This window comes from Bdellovibrionales bacterium, assembly GCA_016714165.1.
Classification (GTDB): Bacteria; Bdellovibrionota; Bdellovibrionia; order Bdellovibrionales; family UBA1609; genus JADJVA01.
On the sequence record JADJNU010000001.1, the window covers coordinates 696,903 to 712,717 of the forward strand.

General features: G+C 45.1%; 18 protein-coding genes. 10 read left to right on the plus strand and 8 right to left on the minus strand.

Translation table 11 applies throughout. The annotated features are described in order from the left end of the window. The first annotated feature begins 38 nt into the window (after positions 1-38). On the plus strand, positions 39-407 hold the full coding sequence (locus tag IPJ71_03090; protein MBK7842671.1) for a hypothetical protein: 369 nt from the start codon (positions 39-41) through the stop codon (positions 405-407). Between the two features lie 3 nt (positions 408-410). Here the strand turns inward: IPJ71_03090 and IPJ71_03095 are convergent, their stop codons facing one another. Continuing rightward, entirely contained in the window at positions 411-758 is a 348-nt protein-coding gene (locus IPJ71_03095; protein MBK7842672.1) for a sterol desaturase family protein, read from the minus strand. A 24-nt stretch (positions 759-782) separates the two neighbouring features. Continuing rightward, on the minus strand, positions 783-1,778 hold the full coding sequence (locus IPJ71_03100) for a hypothetical protein (protein ID MBK7842673.1): 996 nt from the start codon (positions 1,776-1,778) through the stop codon (positions 783-785). Positions 1,779-2,351: 573 nt separating this feature from the next. Between IPJ71_03100 and IPJ71_03105 the strand changes: the two genes are divergently transcribed. Beyond that, positions 2,352-2,777 carry a hypothetical protein gene (locus IPJ71_03105; protein MBK7842674.1) on the plus strand — a complete coding sequence of 142 codons (426 nt, stop codon included), beginning with the start codon at positions 2,352-2,354 and terminating at the stop codon, positions 2,775-2,777. Between the two features lie 221 nt (positions 2,778-2,998). On the opposite strand, the gene IPJ71_03110 is transcribed toward IPJ71_03105, so the two are convergent. The 3 genes from IPJ71_03110 to IPJ71_03120 form a co-directional block, all read right to left on the minus strand. Continuing rightward, a complete protein-coding gene (locus IPJ71_03110; GenBank protein MBK7842675.1) occupies positions 2,999-4,012 on the minus strand; it encodes a hypothetical protein in 1,014 nt (337 codons plus the stop codon). A 403-nt stretch (positions 4,013-4,415) separates the two neighbouring features. After that, positions 4,416-5,123 (minus strand): sterol desaturase family protein, encoded by a 708-nt coding sequence (locus tag IPJ71_03115; protein MBK7842676.1) that lies wholly within the window; start codon positions 5,121-5,123, stop codon positions 4,416-4,418. Positions 5,124-5,146: 23 nt separating this feature from the next. Beyond that, positions 5,147-5,554: a hypothetical protein gene (locus tag IPJ71_03120; protein ID MBK7842677.1), complete on the minus strand. Its 408-nt coding sequence runs from the start codon at positions 5,552-5,554 to the stop codon at positions 5,147-5,149. Between the two features lie 808 nt (positions 5,555-6,362). Between IPJ71_03120 and IPJ71_03125 the strand changes: the two genes are divergently transcribed. After that, the gene (locus IPJ71_03125) at positions 6,363-6,986 is read left to right on the plus strand and encodes a hypothetical protein (GenBank protein ID MBK7842678.1); all 624 of its coding nucleotides are present in this window, start codon (positions 6,363-6,365) and stop codon (positions 6,984-6,986) included. 83 nt (positions 6,987-7,069) lie between these two features. Here IPJ71_03125 and IPJ71_03130 read toward each other — a convergent pair whose 3' ends face one another. Then, on the minus strand, positions 7,070-7,654 hold the full coding sequence (locus IPJ71_03130) for a hypothetical protein (GenBank protein MBK7842679.1): 585 nt from the start codon (positions 7,652-7,654) through the stop codon (positions 7,070-7,072). 158 nt (positions 7,655-7,812) lie between these two features. Here IPJ71_03130 and IPJ71_03135 point away from each other — a divergent pair, with 158 nt between their 5' ends. Together IPJ71_03135 and IPJ71_03140 are read left to right on the plus strand one after the other, a co-directional pair. Continuing rightward, positions 7,813-8,025 carry a hypothetical protein gene (locus tag IPJ71_03135; protein ID MBK7842680.1) on the plus strand — a complete coding sequence of 71 codons (213 nt, stop codon included), beginning with the start codon at positions 7,813-7,815 and terminating at the stop codon, positions 8,023-8,025. 278 nt (positions 8,026-8,303) lie between these two features. Then, positions 8,304-9,068 carry a hypothetical protein gene (locus IPJ71_03140; protein MBK7842681.1) on the plus strand — a complete coding sequence of 255 codons (765 nt, stop codon included), beginning with the start codon at positions 8,304-8,306 and terminating at the stop codon, positions 9,066-9,068. 24 nt (positions 9,069-9,092) lie between these two features. On the opposite strand, the gene IPJ71_03145 is transcribed toward IPJ71_03140, so the two are convergent. After that, on the minus strand, positions 9,093-10,457 hold the full coding sequence (locus IPJ71_03145; GenBank protein MBK7842682.1) for a CCA tRNA nucleotidyltransferase: 1,365 nt from the start codon (positions 10,455-10,457) through the stop codon (positions 9,093-9,095). A 58-nt stretch (positions 10,458-10,515) separates the two neighbouring features. Here IPJ71_03145 and queG point away from each other — a divergent pair, with 58 nt between their 5' ends. Together queG and IPJ71_03155 are read left to right on the plus strand one after the other, a co-directional pair. Further along, complete coding sequence (gene queG / locus IPJ71_03150; GenBank protein ID MBK7842683.1) at positions 10,516-11,544, plus strand: tRNA epoxyqueuosine(34) reductase QueG; 1,029 nt, start codon at positions 10,516-10,518, stop codon at positions 11,542-11,544. Positions 11,545-11,651: 107 nt separating this feature from the next. Beyond that, positions 11,652-12,233 carry a superoxide dismutase [Fe] gene (locus tag IPJ71_03155; protein ID MBK7842684.1) on the plus strand — a complete coding sequence of 194 codons (582 nt, stop codon included), beginning with the start codon at positions 11,652-11,654 and terminating at the stop codon, positions 12,231-12,233. Here IPJ71_03155 and IPJ71_03160 read toward each other — a convergent pair. After that, positions 12,196-12,765, minus strand: a complete 570-nt coding sequence (locus IPJ71_03160) for a hypothetical protein (protein ID MBK7842685.1) — start codon at positions 12,763-12,765, stop codon at positions 12,196-12,198. The genes IPJ71_03155 and IPJ71_03160 overlap by 38 nt on opposite strands. Before the next feature lie 139 nt (positions 12,766-12,904). On the opposite strand from IPJ71_03160, the gene IPJ71_03165 reads away from it, so the two are divergent. The 3 genes from IPJ71_03165 to IPJ71_03175 all read left to right on the plus strand — a co-directional run bounded on the left by IPJ71_03165 (position 12,905) and on the right by IPJ71_03175 (position 15,812). Further along, a complete protein-coding gene (locus IPJ71_03165) occupies positions 12,905-13,510 on the plus strand; it encodes a hypothetical protein (GenBank protein MBK7842686.1) in 606 nt (201 codons plus the stop codon). A gap of 6 nt (positions 13,511-13,516) precedes the next feature. Next, positions 13,517-14,479, plus strand: coding sequence for a formimidoylglutamase (locus IPJ71_03170; protein ID MBK7842687.1), 963 nt, complete (start codon positions 13,517-13,519; stop codon positions 14,477-14,479). An 85-nt stretch (positions 14,480-14,564) separates the two neighbouring features. Then, a complete protein-coding gene (locus IPJ71_03175; GenBank protein ID MBK7842688.1) occupies positions 14,565-15,812 on the plus strand; it encodes a histidine--tRNA ligase in 1,248 nt (415 codons plus the stop codon). The last annotated feature ends 3 nt before the right edge of the window (positions 15,813-15,815 follow it).

Here is a 15,815-nt window from a genome sequence, read left to right on the forward strand (position 1 = left end):
GAGATTGGCCTTGCACCTCTAAAATGGAGGGCGGAAACGTGGTCAACCATAACGACAAGCTTTACATTGCAACGAGAGCGACTGACGATCAAATTGAGGCTGGCTTGCTTGATTACTTTGAAGTTGTTGAAGTCTCCGGCAAGCTGATCTTTTTTGCTCACAATAGACCAACGATCGCTCAATTTTATCTTGTAAAGAGAAGAGTCGGAAATGTCTTGAAGCGATTTGGCCAATACGGCCTAAAGGTCGAGATCCCTTCTTTGGAAATCGGAGCCGTGCCGGTTGCGATGGCGGGAGGTCAAGTCGTTGAGCACAACGGAAAAGTCTACATTGCTTCGACGGCAACCGAGGAAAAAATCGAAGGCTACTTTACCCGATACGCCTCCGGAATCGAAACCAAACACTAATCTTTATCCATGATGAACATCTTCCCAAGCAAGCATCTCTGCAAGTCTTTGTTCCTTTTCATCATCAAAACCACAAGTTGATTCGAATTTTACGGGATTCCTATATGTTCCAAATAGAATATCCCACCAAACAATGTCTCCGTAATTGGATTTGTGTTGTTGATACTCATGGTGATATCGATGCATTTCTGGCCTTTGAAAGATGTAACCTAACCATTGGGGCGTATTAACATTTGTATGGTAGAAAAATTCACCCATTGCAGTAAAGAATGTATAGTAAGCCGCTCCCTCGAAAGAAATTCCTAGGATAGCGAAAACAATAAGACTTCCAAGAATAGAGTTAATGCCCATTTCAATTGGGTGCGTACTGGCACGTCAATTTTTAAGTGCCTGAGAACACCTACCTCGAGGGAGAAATCTCTTTTGCAGATCTCTTATCGAGGATCTTATTTCCAATTCCCGCGAAGAGGACCACTGTCTGACTCTTGCTGAGGATCTCCCAATTAAACCATTATGAACTGCCCAGACGTGGAGACTTAAAGAAGCAAGAGCCCCAGAACCAAAACCCAAACCAAAAAATTCAGATACCACCCATCCAGCCCCAAGTAACAAAGCAATCGCTCTAACGGGGCGATCGATACCAGAGTGATGCCAATTAATGAATCTCCTCACTGGTGAAGCCAATTGCCTTTGAAATGCGGCATCGCTCTGAGTATATCTAATCCACAAAAGGGGTAGTCTCAACACACGGTTTGACCCGATCTCTTCGTTAAGTCTTCGGTCAATAAACGCTGAGGAAAAATTCCCGGCCCCTGTAGCTTGTGTAAAAGCAAAAACAACCAGGCGCTTCAGCGGGATCTCTTCACTAAGTTTTTGCTGTAGTCTTACATAAAATTCATCTTGAAAATTTTTTCCTTTTCGAGTACTTCCCCCTTGATTACAACAATCAAGATATACAAAAAATTCATTACCTATTTGATCCACAGGCAAAATTCGAATCAACATGTCAGCGAACCGCTTTCCACTTACCATTCGAACATCAGCGGTACATGATGTACAATTCTCATAGTGCAATGATTGCGTAGATCCATGAGCGTGAACAAGGAAACCAATAATTCTATCATTTGGACCTAATTGGCTCTTTGTCAGATTATCATCCACACTGTAATTTATTACCTTCCCAAGTTCTCCGATGTCGAGGATTCTAGCTTTAACGCCCATGCCTCCAAGCATCTCGCCAAAATCCTCCCCAAATGATTCGTCATAATCATCCTCTGCAAAAGGTGCTCCTCGTACGATAACGACAACATTGTCGGCAATCGCAGAATTGACGAATCCAGTGAGTACACAAAATAATAATAATCTTACCAAGAGAAAACCTCCTATTACCAAGACGGGACAAGCACTGCTTCGATAGTGCTGAGCAAGAAATATGCCAGTACCAAATCAATCGAAGTAAAAAAGCAGATATCCTCACAGAAGAGATCAACGCCGAGGCCATCCGTGTCTCAATCAACGGACCCAAGGGCCAGAGGATCACAATCCACTTTCTTTTTTGGTGAGATAAGGCGAGCTGAGCCGAGAGTTCTCGCATCTTAAAGAAATCATTTCAAACCAGTTGACGGATGGATTGATGTTTTATTGACTGTCCTTGAGGGATTAACTGGGGGACGTTGTGATCAATGTAAAATATCGATTTTTGTTTTTTCTGTTGGGCTTGTCAATTAATGGACTTCTACTCTCGTTTTCAGGGAACGCCAGAGAAACCCCGGACTCGAACAAGCAACCAGCCTATTTTTTCAGTCAAGTTTCAAATATCTACAAACGCCAACTCAAATTGCTTTTTTTGCTCATAATAATCCAACGATCGCAGAGTTTGCTCTTGCCAAAGGACGAGTCAGCACAATCCTCAGCGAGATTCTAAAACATCACTTTGAACCAAAAGTGGAAACAGCAGAGATTGGCCTTGCACCTCTAAAAATGGAGGGCGGAAACGTGGTCAACCATAACGACAAGCTTTACATTGCAACGAGAGCGACTGACGATCAAATTGAGGCTGGCTTGCTTGATTACTTTGAAGTTGTTGAAGTCTCCGGCAAGCTGATCTTTTTTGCTCACAATAGACCAACGATCGCTCAATTTTATCTTGTAAAGAGAAGAGTCGGAAATGTCTTGAAGCGATTTGGCCAATACGGCCTAAAGGTCGAGATCCCTTCTTTGGAAATCGGAGCCGTGCCGGTTGCGATGGCGGGAGGTCAAGTCGTTGAGCACAACGGAAAAGTCTACATTGCTTCGACGGCCTCCGAGGAAAAAATCGAAGGCTACTTTACCCGATACATCACGGGAAAAAAATCGGGACAGAGCATTTAGCTCTACTTTTCTTAATATTTAACATGCGTGACGTAACGCAGTCATAACTCAGCTGGCAGTGGCAGTACTGGTGCAACTCCTGCTACAGCTAAAAAGACTTATCGAAAGATACCAGGGCACGCTTTGGGAACTGCTCCGTGACATAAGAACTGCGTTCATAGGAATAAGACTGTCAGCAGTGAATCTTATCACAGATTCTGAAACAGTTTGGGACGGACACATCAAGGCTTAAGTGCCTGAGAACACCTACCTCGAGGGAGAAATCTCTTTTGCAGATCTCTTATCGAGGATTTTTCTTCCAATTCTACAGAAGGAGTCCAGTGTCTGACTCTTGCTGAGGATCTCCCAATCAAACCATTATGAACTGCCCAGGCGTGAAGACTTAGAGAAGCAAGAGTCCCAAAGCCCAAACCCAAACCAAAAAATTCAGATATCACCCATCCAGCACCAAGTAACACTGAAAACGCTCTAACGGGACGATCGAGACAAGAGGGATGCCAATTGATGAATCTCCTCACTGGTGAATTAATTTGTTTTTGAATTGCGGCATCGCTGTAAGTAGACTTAAGCCAAATATTGGGTAGTTGCCGGAGGATGTTTAAGTCTCTCTCTTCCTTAATTCTTCGTTCAAGAAAAGCTGAAGAAAAAGTCCCAATCCCTGTAGCTTGTGTAAAAGCAAAGACAACCAAGCGCTTCATCGGGATACTAGCTTCACGAAGTCTTTTCTTTAGTCCCAGATAAAATTCATCTTGAAAATTGCTTCCTTTTCGAACTTCTCCCCCTTGATTACAACAATCAAGATATACAAAAAATTCATCACTTATTCGATCCAAAGGCAAAATTTTGGTTAAGATGTCAGCGAACTGCTCTCCACTTACCCATTGAGCATCATCGGTATTTGTGAGCGCTGTGGATGGATCCTTCGCATAGACCAATGATTGCGTAGAACCATGAGCATGTACAAGGAAACCAATAATTCTATCACTTGGAGTCAATTGGCTCTTTGTCGAATCATCATCTACACGAGAATCTATTGCCTTCCCAAGCTCTCCGAGGTCGACGACTCTAGCTTTAACGTTCATGCTCTCAAGCATATCGCCAAAATCCCGACCAAATGATTCGTCAAAAAATTCTTCCTCCGGAAAAGGTGTTCCTCGTACGATCAGGACAACATTGCCCGCAATCGCAGAATTGACAATTCCAATGAAAACACAAAATAATAACGGTCTCATCATGAAGAAATCTCCGAATTCCGAAACGGGGCAACCACTGGTTCGCTGGATCTCGCAAGACAAATGCCAGTATTTAATGCACAATTCCTCCAGAGGAATCTATTCGACAAAAGACTCTGCCTTTTTTTTCTCAATCAGACAGTCGTCACCCACAGCAAATCCTTTACCAACTAGCCAAACTTGGCTATCGGGGGATCGGAAAGATTTGAGTTCTTCAATTTGATAATGATTTGAATAGCACATAGTATCATTCTTTAAAAATCGGAGCCGCTCCTGTGGCGATGGCGGGAGGTCACGTCGTTGAACACCACGGAAAAGTCCACATTGCTTCGACGGCCTCCGAGGAAAAAAAATCGAAGGCTACTTTACCCGATACGCCTCCGGAATCGAAACCAAACACTAATCTTTATCCATGATGAACATCTTCCCAAGCAAGCATCTCTGCAAGTCTTTGTTCCTTTTCATCATCAAAACCACAAGTTGATTCGAATTTTACGGGATTCCTATATGTTCCAAATAGAATATCCCACCAAACAATGTCTCCGTAATTGGATTTGTGTTGTTGATACTCATGGTGATATCGATGCATTTCTGGTCTTTGAAAGATGTAACCTAACCATTGGGGCGTATTAACATTTGTATGGTAGAAAAATTCACCTATTGCAGTAAAGAATGTATAGTAAGCCGCTCCCTCTAAAGAAAGTCCAAGGATAGCGAAAACAATAAGACTACCAAGAATAGAGTTAATGACCATTTCAATTGGGTGCTTATAAAAAGAAGTGATAACCTCAATCCGTTGAGGACTGTGGTGAATTTGATGAAATAATCTCCATAAAACAGGAGACTCGTGCCTGTACCTGTGCCACCAATAAAAAATGAATGTCGCAAGAAAGTAAGCAATAAATCCTTCGAACCAAACAAGCAAACCAAATGACCCGAGCTGAACTAGACTCCAACCATTTAGCCACTTTTCCCAGCTAATGCCTGCCAACAGAATTACCCCGAGCTGTGCCACGTTGAGCAAGAGAACGCGAAAAGCCCAGGTCTTAACCCTTGGCAATTTCCAGCCAGGAAAACTCCTCTCAACCACAAAACATGAAAAACCTATTATCATTGCAAGAGAAAATAGTTTTCCGGTCATTTCAGTTCCATATCAAAAATCGTCAAAACCTTGTAAATAGAGAGACCCGCAAAACAGTGTTTCAAAGTATGCCCACTTATCACGCCTGTGATAGAAAAAACATGATTATCTGCAAGTTCAAAGACTTTGGCTACAACGTAAAGTCCAATGGCCGACCACCAAATAGAATTCGGTATTCGAGATACTCTTAATAGCAATATTGCAAGCGCAAGAAAAAAGAGTGTTCCAAACTGCACTGCAATGTAGAGCTTCAGACTAAGCCATGATTGATTGTATCCAATAATTGCAAATAGGCCGAGAAGAATCAATCCAATTAGAGACCCGACCTGGTTTTGATCAATTCTGTCGGCGATAACCAATCCATTTATGGCCCAAAGCAAATTGTCATTGGCAAACGGTCCCACAATAGGGTCGCTGGGGAAGGGCTCCAATGAAAATACATCGATCCAAAACAGGTTAAAACTGAACCAACGGCAAGTGCTAATCCAAACTCCACAAACTCCACAAACTTCACACTCCCGGCTTTCCTATTCTTCAAAATTTTTTTTATACCGATAATTCCAATCAACAAAAAAGCAAGATTAGAAAACACGTCGAAGGCGTTGGGGAAACTTCCAAATGATCTGGTGTCTGAAAAATCAAAATAAGATGTGGAATCTGAGATCGGAAGCTGAGGCCATGTCCAAAGAAAAATTGCACCAAGGACAACAAGCAATCCAATAACGGTTCGCAGAGGTTTCGTCGACCGACTGAAAACTATTGATTCTATAGAACTCAATCCAAACCCCATAAAACTAAAATTATCATAAGCCTTATAAAATTATCATAAGCCTTATACTGACAATCTCCAAGAATTTGTCCCTCAAAAAAATTAATAATGCCCCAAAGCGCCAGATTTGTCGCTGACCACAGCTCCCTGAAAGAGAGAACATCAGGCGTAAAGGCCAAAGATACCATATAAAATAAGCGACAAGCAATCTAATAAGGATTCGCAAAGGTCTCGTCGACCGATAGAACTGTACAGCGCGCTTTACAAGGGGCTACGCCAGAAACAGAAATCGTGCTATTGGCCGGCACTTATCCAGCGCTTGGCGGCGTCTCAAATTTAACGGGCACCAGGCAAAACCCGATCAAAATTCGTGGTGAAAGCGAAGTGATTGTCAACGCAACGGCTGGACCTACGGGACTCTCAATGGTGACCCACGTTACGTCGTGATAGAAAATTTGATTATTCAAAACAGTCCAATTCACGGAATGGACATTGACGACGGCGGCAGCTACTCCACACCTGGAGAATATCTGGTTCTGAGAGAAATCGATTTTCGAAATATTGGTTCCGGAAACAATAATGACTGTTTGAAAATGTCTGGCATCAATAGATTTCACATTGAGGGCGGTCCTTTTGAGAATTGCAATATGGGCGAAGCTATCGACATGGTTGGTTGCCATGACAGTACTGTGACAGGGAATTTATTTCGAAATATTCCACAACATGCCGTGCAGGCAAAAGGTGGTAGCGAAAATGTATTGGTTCATGGTAATATATTTCCCGATATTGTGGGACATGCCTTGAATTTTGGTGGCTCAACTGATCCCACTTTAATTCGGCCAATTACAGCAACTTCTGAAGGAATGTGGTTTTCAACTGATAATGCCAATTTCGCCGGACCCAATTCGGGTGAGGCTGGCCCAGAGCTAAATTCTATAGTCCAACAAAATCCAAATTTTAGAAATTTGGAAAGTGGTGACTACAGGTTGCAAACAGGCTCAAGGGCCAGAGCCGCAGGCCGAGCACTACCAACACCTGCACCCGGCGATTTTACTGGCCGTTCTTAGAAAATGCCACCAAGCTTAAGTGCATTTGAAGTTGAGTGAAGCCTTTTAGCTCTACCTTCCTTTTCTCTATGTCTACGAGATTTTCACCCCAACCGTGAGGCCCTCGCCCGTCGGAAAAATCGTTGTACAAAAATGAGGTGAACTCGCAAGCCTTGCATTGAACTCACGCATCGCAAGGACCGAAGGAGATTCCTCCTGGCCCGGAAGACCAACACCAATTCGCCCAAAGGCAAAAGTGTTGTCCCCGATAACAACTCCCCCAGTGCGAAGATTTTTTTCTGCCCAATCCAGATATTGAGGATAGCTTGTGGTCCAACATATTGCGTAACCTGCCCGTCGAGACCCGCAGCCTTAAAATTACGATGAGCGACTTGAGCGTGAGCCGGGCTGAGCTCAAAGGTGTATAAATGACCACTTGCCCCCATCCCACGAATCAAAAAAATCCCCGAGTATCCTCCCAAAGTTCCGATCTCGACAGCTTTTTTTGCCCTTGCCATTCGGACCAAAACCTCCAAATGACGCCCATCCAGCTCACTCACCTGAATATCAGGCATCCCCGATTGCAGACATTCTTTTCTCGCTGAAGCCAGGACAGTATCTTCTGGCTTCAATAAATTCTGCACGTATTGCCTGATTCCGCTGTCAGAGTTTCCAAAGAGTTTCTCCACTTTACACCTCTCATCCACCCAGATGTGGCATTGGAATTGACTTCAACTTCAAGCTTAAAAGACGCATCATCGCCATGACTTGATTTCTTCATTACTTGATTACTTGTTTACTTGATTGTTTGATTTTCGGGACTCAACGGACTATATTACTGCAAGAAATGAGGGATATGGGCAAGCTTTTAAATTTTCTATTTGGCAAAGAAAATAACATTTTTGATTCTCAGGGTCGCGTCCTGCAAAGACTTCCGAGACAACGATGGGATGCTTGGCAGCAACGTTACTTGAGTGACTCTGCCTACAACTGGAAAAATCACTCCGGAATGAAGGCCCGGGAGCGTCGTTCTTCCTCGTCGCCCACTTCTGCCCACTGATTAGCTTCATTGGCTTTATTCACAACTCGACCATTCCGTCTCGGGACTCTCGTCTAGATTAGTTCCAATTTGGGACCTAATTCATGAAATCCTCTTCCCGTATGGCTTTGCGCTGCCTATGCTAGAACAAACAATAAGAATTAGCTAGTTCTAGAAAGGACTCGCATATGATAACAAAACGGATTTTGTTTCTAGTCGCCTGGATGGGAGGAATGGGCCTTGGTCTTTCTTTCGGCTTTCCTCAAACGCTCTGCGCCGGGTTTGTCGAAGAAAATACGATGAATATTCCAGTGGGTGCCGCTGCTGGCGGACTAACTCAGGCCGAATTCAACTCGGTTCTTGACGCCGTTGAAGCCGTCTATTCTCCTATCGTTGCTGAAAAGGGAGGAACCCTTCAAATTCGCCGCCTGTGGAATGATGGGACAGTCAATGCCTCAGCCATGCGCTACGGAGGCACCTGGGTCGTGAACATGTATGGAGGTCTCGCTCGCCACCCCGCAATCACCGCAGAGGGCTTTGCACTGGTTGCTTGCCATGAAGTTGGACACCACGTTGGAGGAACACCTAAGATAAGTGATGGCTGGTTTAACTCCTGGGCGAGTAACGAGGGGCAGAGCGACTATTTTGCAGTTCTAAAATGCTTACGCCGCGTGTTTACGCCTGCGGATAACCTCGCTTGGGTCCAAAACAGCAATCTTGATCCTTATCTTTTGTCAGAATGCGCCTCTCAATTCCAGTCCCACGAAGAGCAGGCACTCTGCGCTCGTGCTTCTATGGGTGGAATGTCGACAGCAGAACTCTTTAAGGATTTAAAAAAAGAAACGACTCCAGCCCTGTTTAATACCCCAGACCAAAAAGTCGTCGCAGCCACGGACGACGCACATCCTGGAACGCAATGTCGACTCGACACTTATTTTCAAGGCTCCATCTGCACGGCTGACCTCAATGCGGACCTCAATGACCGCGACTATCGTCAAGGCACATGCACTGTTTCTACGGGCTTTCAAAAAGGTTACCGACCACTCTGCTGGTTCAAACCCTAAACGCTCACACTCCCACAACATTCTTCATGATGTCATTTCAGAAAACATGGTCCTGGCCTTGTCCAGGGCCTCATTTTTATCTTTAATCAATCCTGAAATTTGAAGTCGATAAACTCGATCCAGAATCAGACCCATCAAGGGGCCTCCATCAATTCCGAGATTTAAGAGCTCCGCACCTTGAATCCAAGGCTTTTCTAAGTGGCCATCACCTTGGTCTCTTGAAACGAACTCATCATGAAGCCTAAGGAGACGCTCCTGACCAAGCCCTTCAATCGCACTTAGTACCATCGAAAAATCCAATAAGGATATCCCATGTGGACCGTTTAGATTCATGAGGCAACTCACGTCCTCGTCGCTCAGACCATTGCCATTGCCATTGCCTTGCGAAGGAGCAAGGCGCGACTCACCTCCAGCCCCTCCCTTCAGAAACAACCCTGAATGACTCAAGACAAACAGAGCTTCATGGATCTCATTTTTAGGAAGCCTGAGCCGACGAAAGAAGGATTCAAATTCTTTTTGCATCCAGGCTTTGTGTTGCTCCATCGGAATACCATCAAGCCCACGGGCCTTCGCCTCGGGCCACACAAGAAGAGCCCAGAGAAGTCCACATCGAGATTCCTCGCCAATCTTGTGCGCCAAGTGGCGTCCCATGCGAGCCCAAGAATGCAAGTCTGATCTTGCCATCACCCTTAACTCGGGAAGAATCACTTCAGCCATCCCCGTTAAAACCAAATCATGCAAAGCTCTAACTCGACTCTTCAACAGCATCATCTTACGAAGTTCGGAGGTGATTCTCTCCTGTGAAACAAGCTTTGCCTGGGACGACTTTTTGCAAATGGATTTAAATGTTTGCCTCTCTATATTAAAGTCAATTTGAGCTGAGATCCGCAGGGCCCTCAAAAGACGAAGTTTGTCTTCTTCAAAGCGCAACTCGGGATTTCCCACGGTCTTCAGAACCTTGTTTCGCAAATCTTCGCGCCCGCCAACGTAGTCAATGATCTGCCCGGTGGAGAAATCACAAAAAAGGGCGTTTACTGTGAAGTCCCTCCTCTCTGCGTCCTCCTTTGGGCTGGCCCTGCGGACGGTTGAGGGCCTGCGTCCGTCGAGGTACAATCCGTCCGCGCGGAAACAGGAAATTTCCACTTGGAAGCCCGCAAATGGAATGATCAGAACCCCAAATTGTTTCCCCACAGAGAGAGCTGAAGGAAAAAGTTTTTCCAATTCTTCTTGACGCGCATCAGTTGCGATATCAAAGTCGTTGGCCGTGCGTCCCAGAAGAAAGTCTCGAACACAACCTCCAGCAAGATAGGCCTTGTAGCCGCTTTTTAACAAAATCTGGCAAATCTCTTGAACGGCTGTAAAATGTGGATGCTCATCGAAATTTTTCAATTGGTAGGAACCTCGCTGAAATGCAGACTATTCAAGCCTCATATAGACCATCGTCATCATGACACAAATCGAAGAACAGATCAAAATCAAGGGTTTCAAACGATATGGTTTTACTCCTCTTCAACCAGCACTCAGTCTTGATTTGTATAAAAATTGGCTTGAGAAGGACTTTCACGGAGAGATGAAGTATCTAAAAGCCCATATGGTCCAAAAGGAGCAACCTCAACTTTATGCACCAAAAGCTCACTCTGCCATTGTGATTGCGCAAGACTATTTTCCGACAATACCTGGCCATGAGGATTTTCCTCTCCGGAAAAATTCAATCGCAAGTTATGCCCGCGGCAAAGATTATCATTTTTGGTTCACTCAAGAACTCAAAGAATTGACTTTAACTCTTCAGTCCTTATTCCCGAAAGAACAGTTCTATCCTTGTTCCGATTCAGCTCCCGTACTAGAGAGAGATCTGGCCTATCGAGCTGGCCTGGGCTGGATTGGCAAGAACACCTGTTTGATTGATCGTGGTCGCGGCAGCTTTTTCTTCATTGGTGAAATACTCACAAGCCTCAAACTCACTCCAGCCCATTCATTGTCACCAGACCACTGCGGAACCTGCACTCGCTGTATCGACGCCTGCCCGACTCAAGCCCTCGTTGCCCCGCGAGAACTCGATGCCCGCAGATGCATATCTTATTTGACCATCGAAAGCAGGGAGAATCCCCCTTCCGAACTGCGCTCTCAAATTGGAGATTGGCTCTTCGGCTGCGATATCTGCCAGTCTGTCTGCCCCTGGAATAAAAAAGTATTTGGAGCTGCACTGGCAGAATCAAACGAGTCACAAGATATCCAAGATCGAGAAGAGGAATTGCGCTATATTCTCAGGACTTCAAACAGAAAACTCATGCGTGACCTCAGCTTGACGCCTTTGCTCAGAAGCGGCGGCACTGGACTCAAACGAAATGCCATTGTCGTGGCGACTAATCTAAAATTGAGAGGGCTCGTGCCGCATATTCAAGTCTTTTTAAATCATCCCAAACTGGGTCCATTGGCGGCTTGGTCTCTCCATCAATTGACGAATTCGGACCTCTGATCAGATTTGAATTCCTTATAACAGGCGTCACCTCCCATCCTTGCCTCAGACCTTGAAGCTCCGCTAGACTGGGCTTGTTTTTTTGAACCTCTCAAAGGAGAACTTATATGGCCATTAGCCTGCCCCCGCTACCTTATTCAAATGATGCACTCGTTCCACATATTTCCCCTGAAACAATTGAATACCATTATGGAAAGCACCACAAAACTTACGTAGACAAGTTAAACGGCCTCATCGGTGGAACCGAGTTTGAAAACATGAATCTCGAAGATATCGTAAAAAAATCTTCTGGAGGAATCTTTAATAACGCTGCTCAAATTTGGAACCATACCTTTTATTGGAACTGCCTAGCCCCAAAAGCGGGAGGTGAACCAGCCAAGATTCTTTCCGATCAACTGAGCAAGAATTTCGGCTCTCTCGAAAAATTCAAGGAACAATTCTCAGCGGCCGCCACCAATCAGTTTGGTTCAGGATGGGCGTGGTTGGTCAAGAAATCTGATGGAAAACTCTCCATCTACTCAACTGCCAACGCCGACACTCCCCTGACTAAAGGCGATACCCCCTTGTTGACCTGTGACGTCTGGGAGCACGCCTATTACATCGACTATCGCAACGCTAGACCCAAGTATATCGAATCCTTTTGGAAGCTGGTTAACTGGAAATTTGTGGAAGACCAATTGAAGGCTTGATTAAACTTTGATTACGGAGATTCCGCCAACTTGGAATTCTCCATTTCAGCCAGTTTGCATTTTCCTCTGATTCAACTGGATAAAGGCCGCGGAAGTGATCTGCGGCCTTTGCCAGACGCCCCTGAAGAATTTTTGTCAGATCTTTGTGAAAAAACAAATCGTCTAACAGGTGGCCCATAAAACCAAAAGGCAACTCGTAGTCCACGATATCAGTAACTAAGGTTTGATTCCGCCCATGAGACGAGAATTTTTGAGTGTGGATCCATCGACGATAGATCCCTTCCGTTTGCTTATAAGTGAGAGAGTTGCCTCGTGAAACCTCTTCAACACGAAAACGCAAGTACTGAGAAATGCCCGCTCTTGTCATCAAGTAACTAAACTCAGCCCCCTTCACGAGGTCGGCCTCTGCGTTCTCTATTTCGACGTCCACCTTGCCAGCCAACAGGAATGGAACTCTCTTAGGGTCAGTGAGAAACTCAAAGGTCTCCTTGATGGGGGCTGGTACGACAAATGAGCAATTTATATGTGCCATAGGAAAGTAGACTATCGAAAGCAGCGGCATGACGTCATTTGGTTTTGCAGCGAGTTAGGCTCTTTTCTCCAGAATTCCCCTCGCGTTAGACACTTTATTTGAGTTGCCTGAGCGAACGAAGTTCCCTATCAGAATAAGAATGAAGGTCATTTCCTGGGCGATTTTGTTGTTTCTCGTTTTTTTCGCTTCGGGGAGTTATGCCTTGATGGCCATCGAGGGAAGGGTTTTCGTGAACAACTCTGGCCTCTTTTTGAAGGAGAGGTATCTTAGGAAAAAGGTAAAGATTTCTTCAAAAGACTCTGGCATCGCAAATGACATGCAAAAACTCCGAACGGGGGATTATATCTCTGGTAAAGGAGAATATGATGCAATTCTGCAGGAAGTCTCTCTGGTCACCCTTGAATTCGTAGGGCTACAAAAACTTTTAGGACGCTGGGAAAATCATAAAAGCGATATTTTCGACTTCAAAAATTTTAGTCAACTTGATCTTTATCTAGCTACCCCCACGGGCTCGTCGCTTGCCGTTCAACCCTCAAGGCGACTCAGATACACCATCGCTCCAGATTCAGGATCAGGATGGTCGATATTAATGGTGGACAGCCTTGCCGAAAACGCATCTCATTCGATTGAGGTCGAAAGCCTTTCAATCATTCGAGAGAAACTTCGGATTGACATCTTTGATGCTAAAACTGGCCAGATCAAACGAACAATTCACCTTTTGCCAGCAACGATTTCGGAGGACTGAGCAAGTATGGTTGCTATCCCGACCAACAAATCTCTTTTTTTTACAAAGCCCGACAAGGCCGATCCAAGACTTGGAGGACTCACTCAATCTTCTATGGATTTCTCTGCAGAAGTTACTCCCAACCGCTTTTATATGATCGGATATCCTGACGAAGAGGGTATTATTATCAACGGCGGCCGCCCTGGGGCAAGTCTTGGACCAGACTCAATTCGAAGCGTGCTATACCGTATGACACCACCGCCAATTGCAAATGCAAGTCTACAACTCACTGACATTGGCAATCTGAATATTCAAAACCTGCCTCTTGAGCAACGGCATGAAGCCGCAATGAAAATGGGTAAGGACGTTCTCAGTCGAGGAGGGAAATGGCTGAGCCTAGGTGGAGGACATGACTATGGATATCCTGATGGGGCCTCATTTATTGAAAGTTCACTTAAAATTTTTCCTCTTGAGCGCCCCTTGGTTATTAACTTTGATGCCCACCTCGATGTGCGCCCACTTGACAACGGACTCACCAGTGGGACCCCATTTTTCAGACTTCTAGAAAAGTATGGAGACACCTTTGATTTTGTTGAAATCGGAGCACAATATCATTGCAACAGCAAATCCCACGTCTCATGGTGCCTCGACCGTAATGCAAAAATTCTTTTCTTGGAGGACATTCAATATTCAGGAGAATCCCTGCTCGTCCTTGTCAGCCGTCTCCTTGAAGTCGAACTCACCCGAGCAAGACCATGCTTTCTATCGGTAGATATTGATGGCTTTTCATCCTCTTATGCTATGGGTTGCAGTCAAAGTTGGCCCACAGGCTTTACTCCCCAGCAATTTTTTCCAGTTCTCCACCTTTTGCTCCATCGCTGCAACGTCAGGTCCCTGGGAATTTACGAAGTCAGTCCCCCTTTGGATCTTGACCTTCGCACGGCCAAACTGGCCGCTCAAATTGCTCACAAGTATCTTTTTGCGGGGTGATGTAAATACTGAGGCCTTGGCCCCTACCCATTCTTCGACGAGCATGCTATCACGCCAAATCAGGTATCAAGCCAAATGAGGTGCGATTATGTCTTTGCAGTCCGTTCGAGGAACCCATGATCTCCTTTTCGAAGATTTTAAAACCCAGGCCTTGATTATTGAAAAGGCGCAAGCCGTCTGTGAATGCTATGGCTACGAGGGAATTTCCACCCCTGTATTTGAATTCACAGATGTCTTTAAGCGCACATTGGGAGAAACATCCGATATTGTTCATAAGCAGATGTACACATTTCCCGACAACAATGGCGATCTTCTCACGCTCCGACCGGAGGGCACGGCGGGAATTGCTCGCGCCTTTATTTCCAATGACTTGAGTCGACAACTTCCACTAAAACTTTACTATCAAGGTCCTATGTTTCGATACGAGCGTCCACAAAAAGGACGACAGAGACAGTTCCACCAATTCGGGGTGGAACTTTTGGGGATCTCAGATCCAAAGGGTGACGTCGAGATTATTTCTATGGGGTACGCATTCCTCAAGAATCTCGAGATTCTCTCATCGATTTCTTTGGACATTAATACAATTGGTGATCAAGCTAGCCGTCAGGCCTATAAAGAAAAACTCCTCCAATATTTAGAAAAATTCGAGAAGGATTTAAGCGAGGACAGCCAAAGACGTTTGCGTCTAAATCCTTTGAGAATTCTTGATTCGAAGGACGAGGGCGACAAGAAAATTGTCTCCACTGCCCCCGAGTTCAAGAATAGTCTGAACAGTGAATCGCTTGATTTTTTTGATAAAATTCAGAATGGGCTGACTCATTTGGGTATTTCATTTGAAATCAATCCTCGCCTGGTTCGAGGACTGGACTACTACTCTCATTGTGTCTTTGAGTTCAAAAGCAAGGCCCTGGGCACTCAAGATGCCGTTTTGGCTGGCGGTCGCTATGATGGGCTTGTTGAGCTAATGGGTGGCCCATCTACTCCGGGTGTCGGTTGGGCTGCAGGTCTTGAAAGATTGGCATTACTTGTGACCCCTCAGAAGAAATCCCAGAGACCGGTGACAATGATCCCACTCGGAGAGGCCGCTGACCGACATCTTCAGAAACTTGCATTTGAACTCAGATTAAAAGGACTTGCCGTAGAACTCGATTTTTCTGGGAACATTAAGAAACGTCTGACCCGCGCCAGCAAAGCCAACGCGCGCTGGGCTCTTATTCTCGGCGACGAAGAGCTTAAGAAGGGAGTTATTATCTTAAAAAATCTGGATCTTCAAACACAGACAGAAATCTCAATCGAACAAGAGGCCGTTTTGAACAGCCTCAATTTGCGATGATCT

Excerpts from the sequence above, each read along its gene's own strand:
- IPJ71_03140 (MBK7842681.1), top strand. The coding sequence starts at position 8,304 with ATGAATATTCCAGTGGGTGCCGCTGCTGGCGGACTAACTCAGGCCGAA.
- IPJ71_03095 (MBK7842672.1), bottom strand. The coding sequence starts at position 758 with ATGGGCATTAACTCTATTCTTGGAAGTCTTATTGTTTTCGCTATCCTA.
- IPJ71_03155 (MBK7842684.1), top strand. The coding sequence starts at position 11,652 with ATGGCCATTAGCCTGCCCCCGCTACCTTATTCAAATGATGCACTCGTT.
- IPJ71_03170 (MBK7842687.1), top strand. The coding sequence starts at position 13,517 with ATGGTTGCTATCCCGACCAACAAATCTCTTTTTTTTACAAAGCCCGAC.
- IPJ71_03160 (MBK7842685.1), bottom strand. The coding sequence starts at position 12,765 with ATGGCACATATAAATTGCTCATTTGTCGTACCAGCCCCCATCAAGGAG.
- IPJ71_03115 (MBK7842676.1), bottom strand. The coding sequence starts at position 5,123 with ATGATAATAGGTTTTTCATGTTTTGTGGTTGAGAGGAGTTTTCCTGGC.
- IPJ71_03110 (MBK7842675.1), bottom strand. The coding sequence starts at position 4,012 with ATGATGAGACCGTTATTATTTTGTGTTTTCATTGGAATTGTCAATTCT.
- IPJ71_03135 (MBK7842680.1), top strand. The coding sequence starts at position 7,813 with ATGAGGGATATGGGCAAGCTTTTAAATTTTCTATTTGGCAAAGAAAAT.
- queG (MBK7842683.1), top strand. The coding sequence starts at position 10,516 with ATGACACAAATCGAAGAACAGATCAAAATCAAGGGTTTCAAACGATAT.
- IPJ71_03165 (MBK7842686.1), top strand. The coding sequence starts at position 12,905 with ATGAAGGTCATTTCCTGGGCGATTTTGTTGTTTCTCGTTTTTTTCGCT.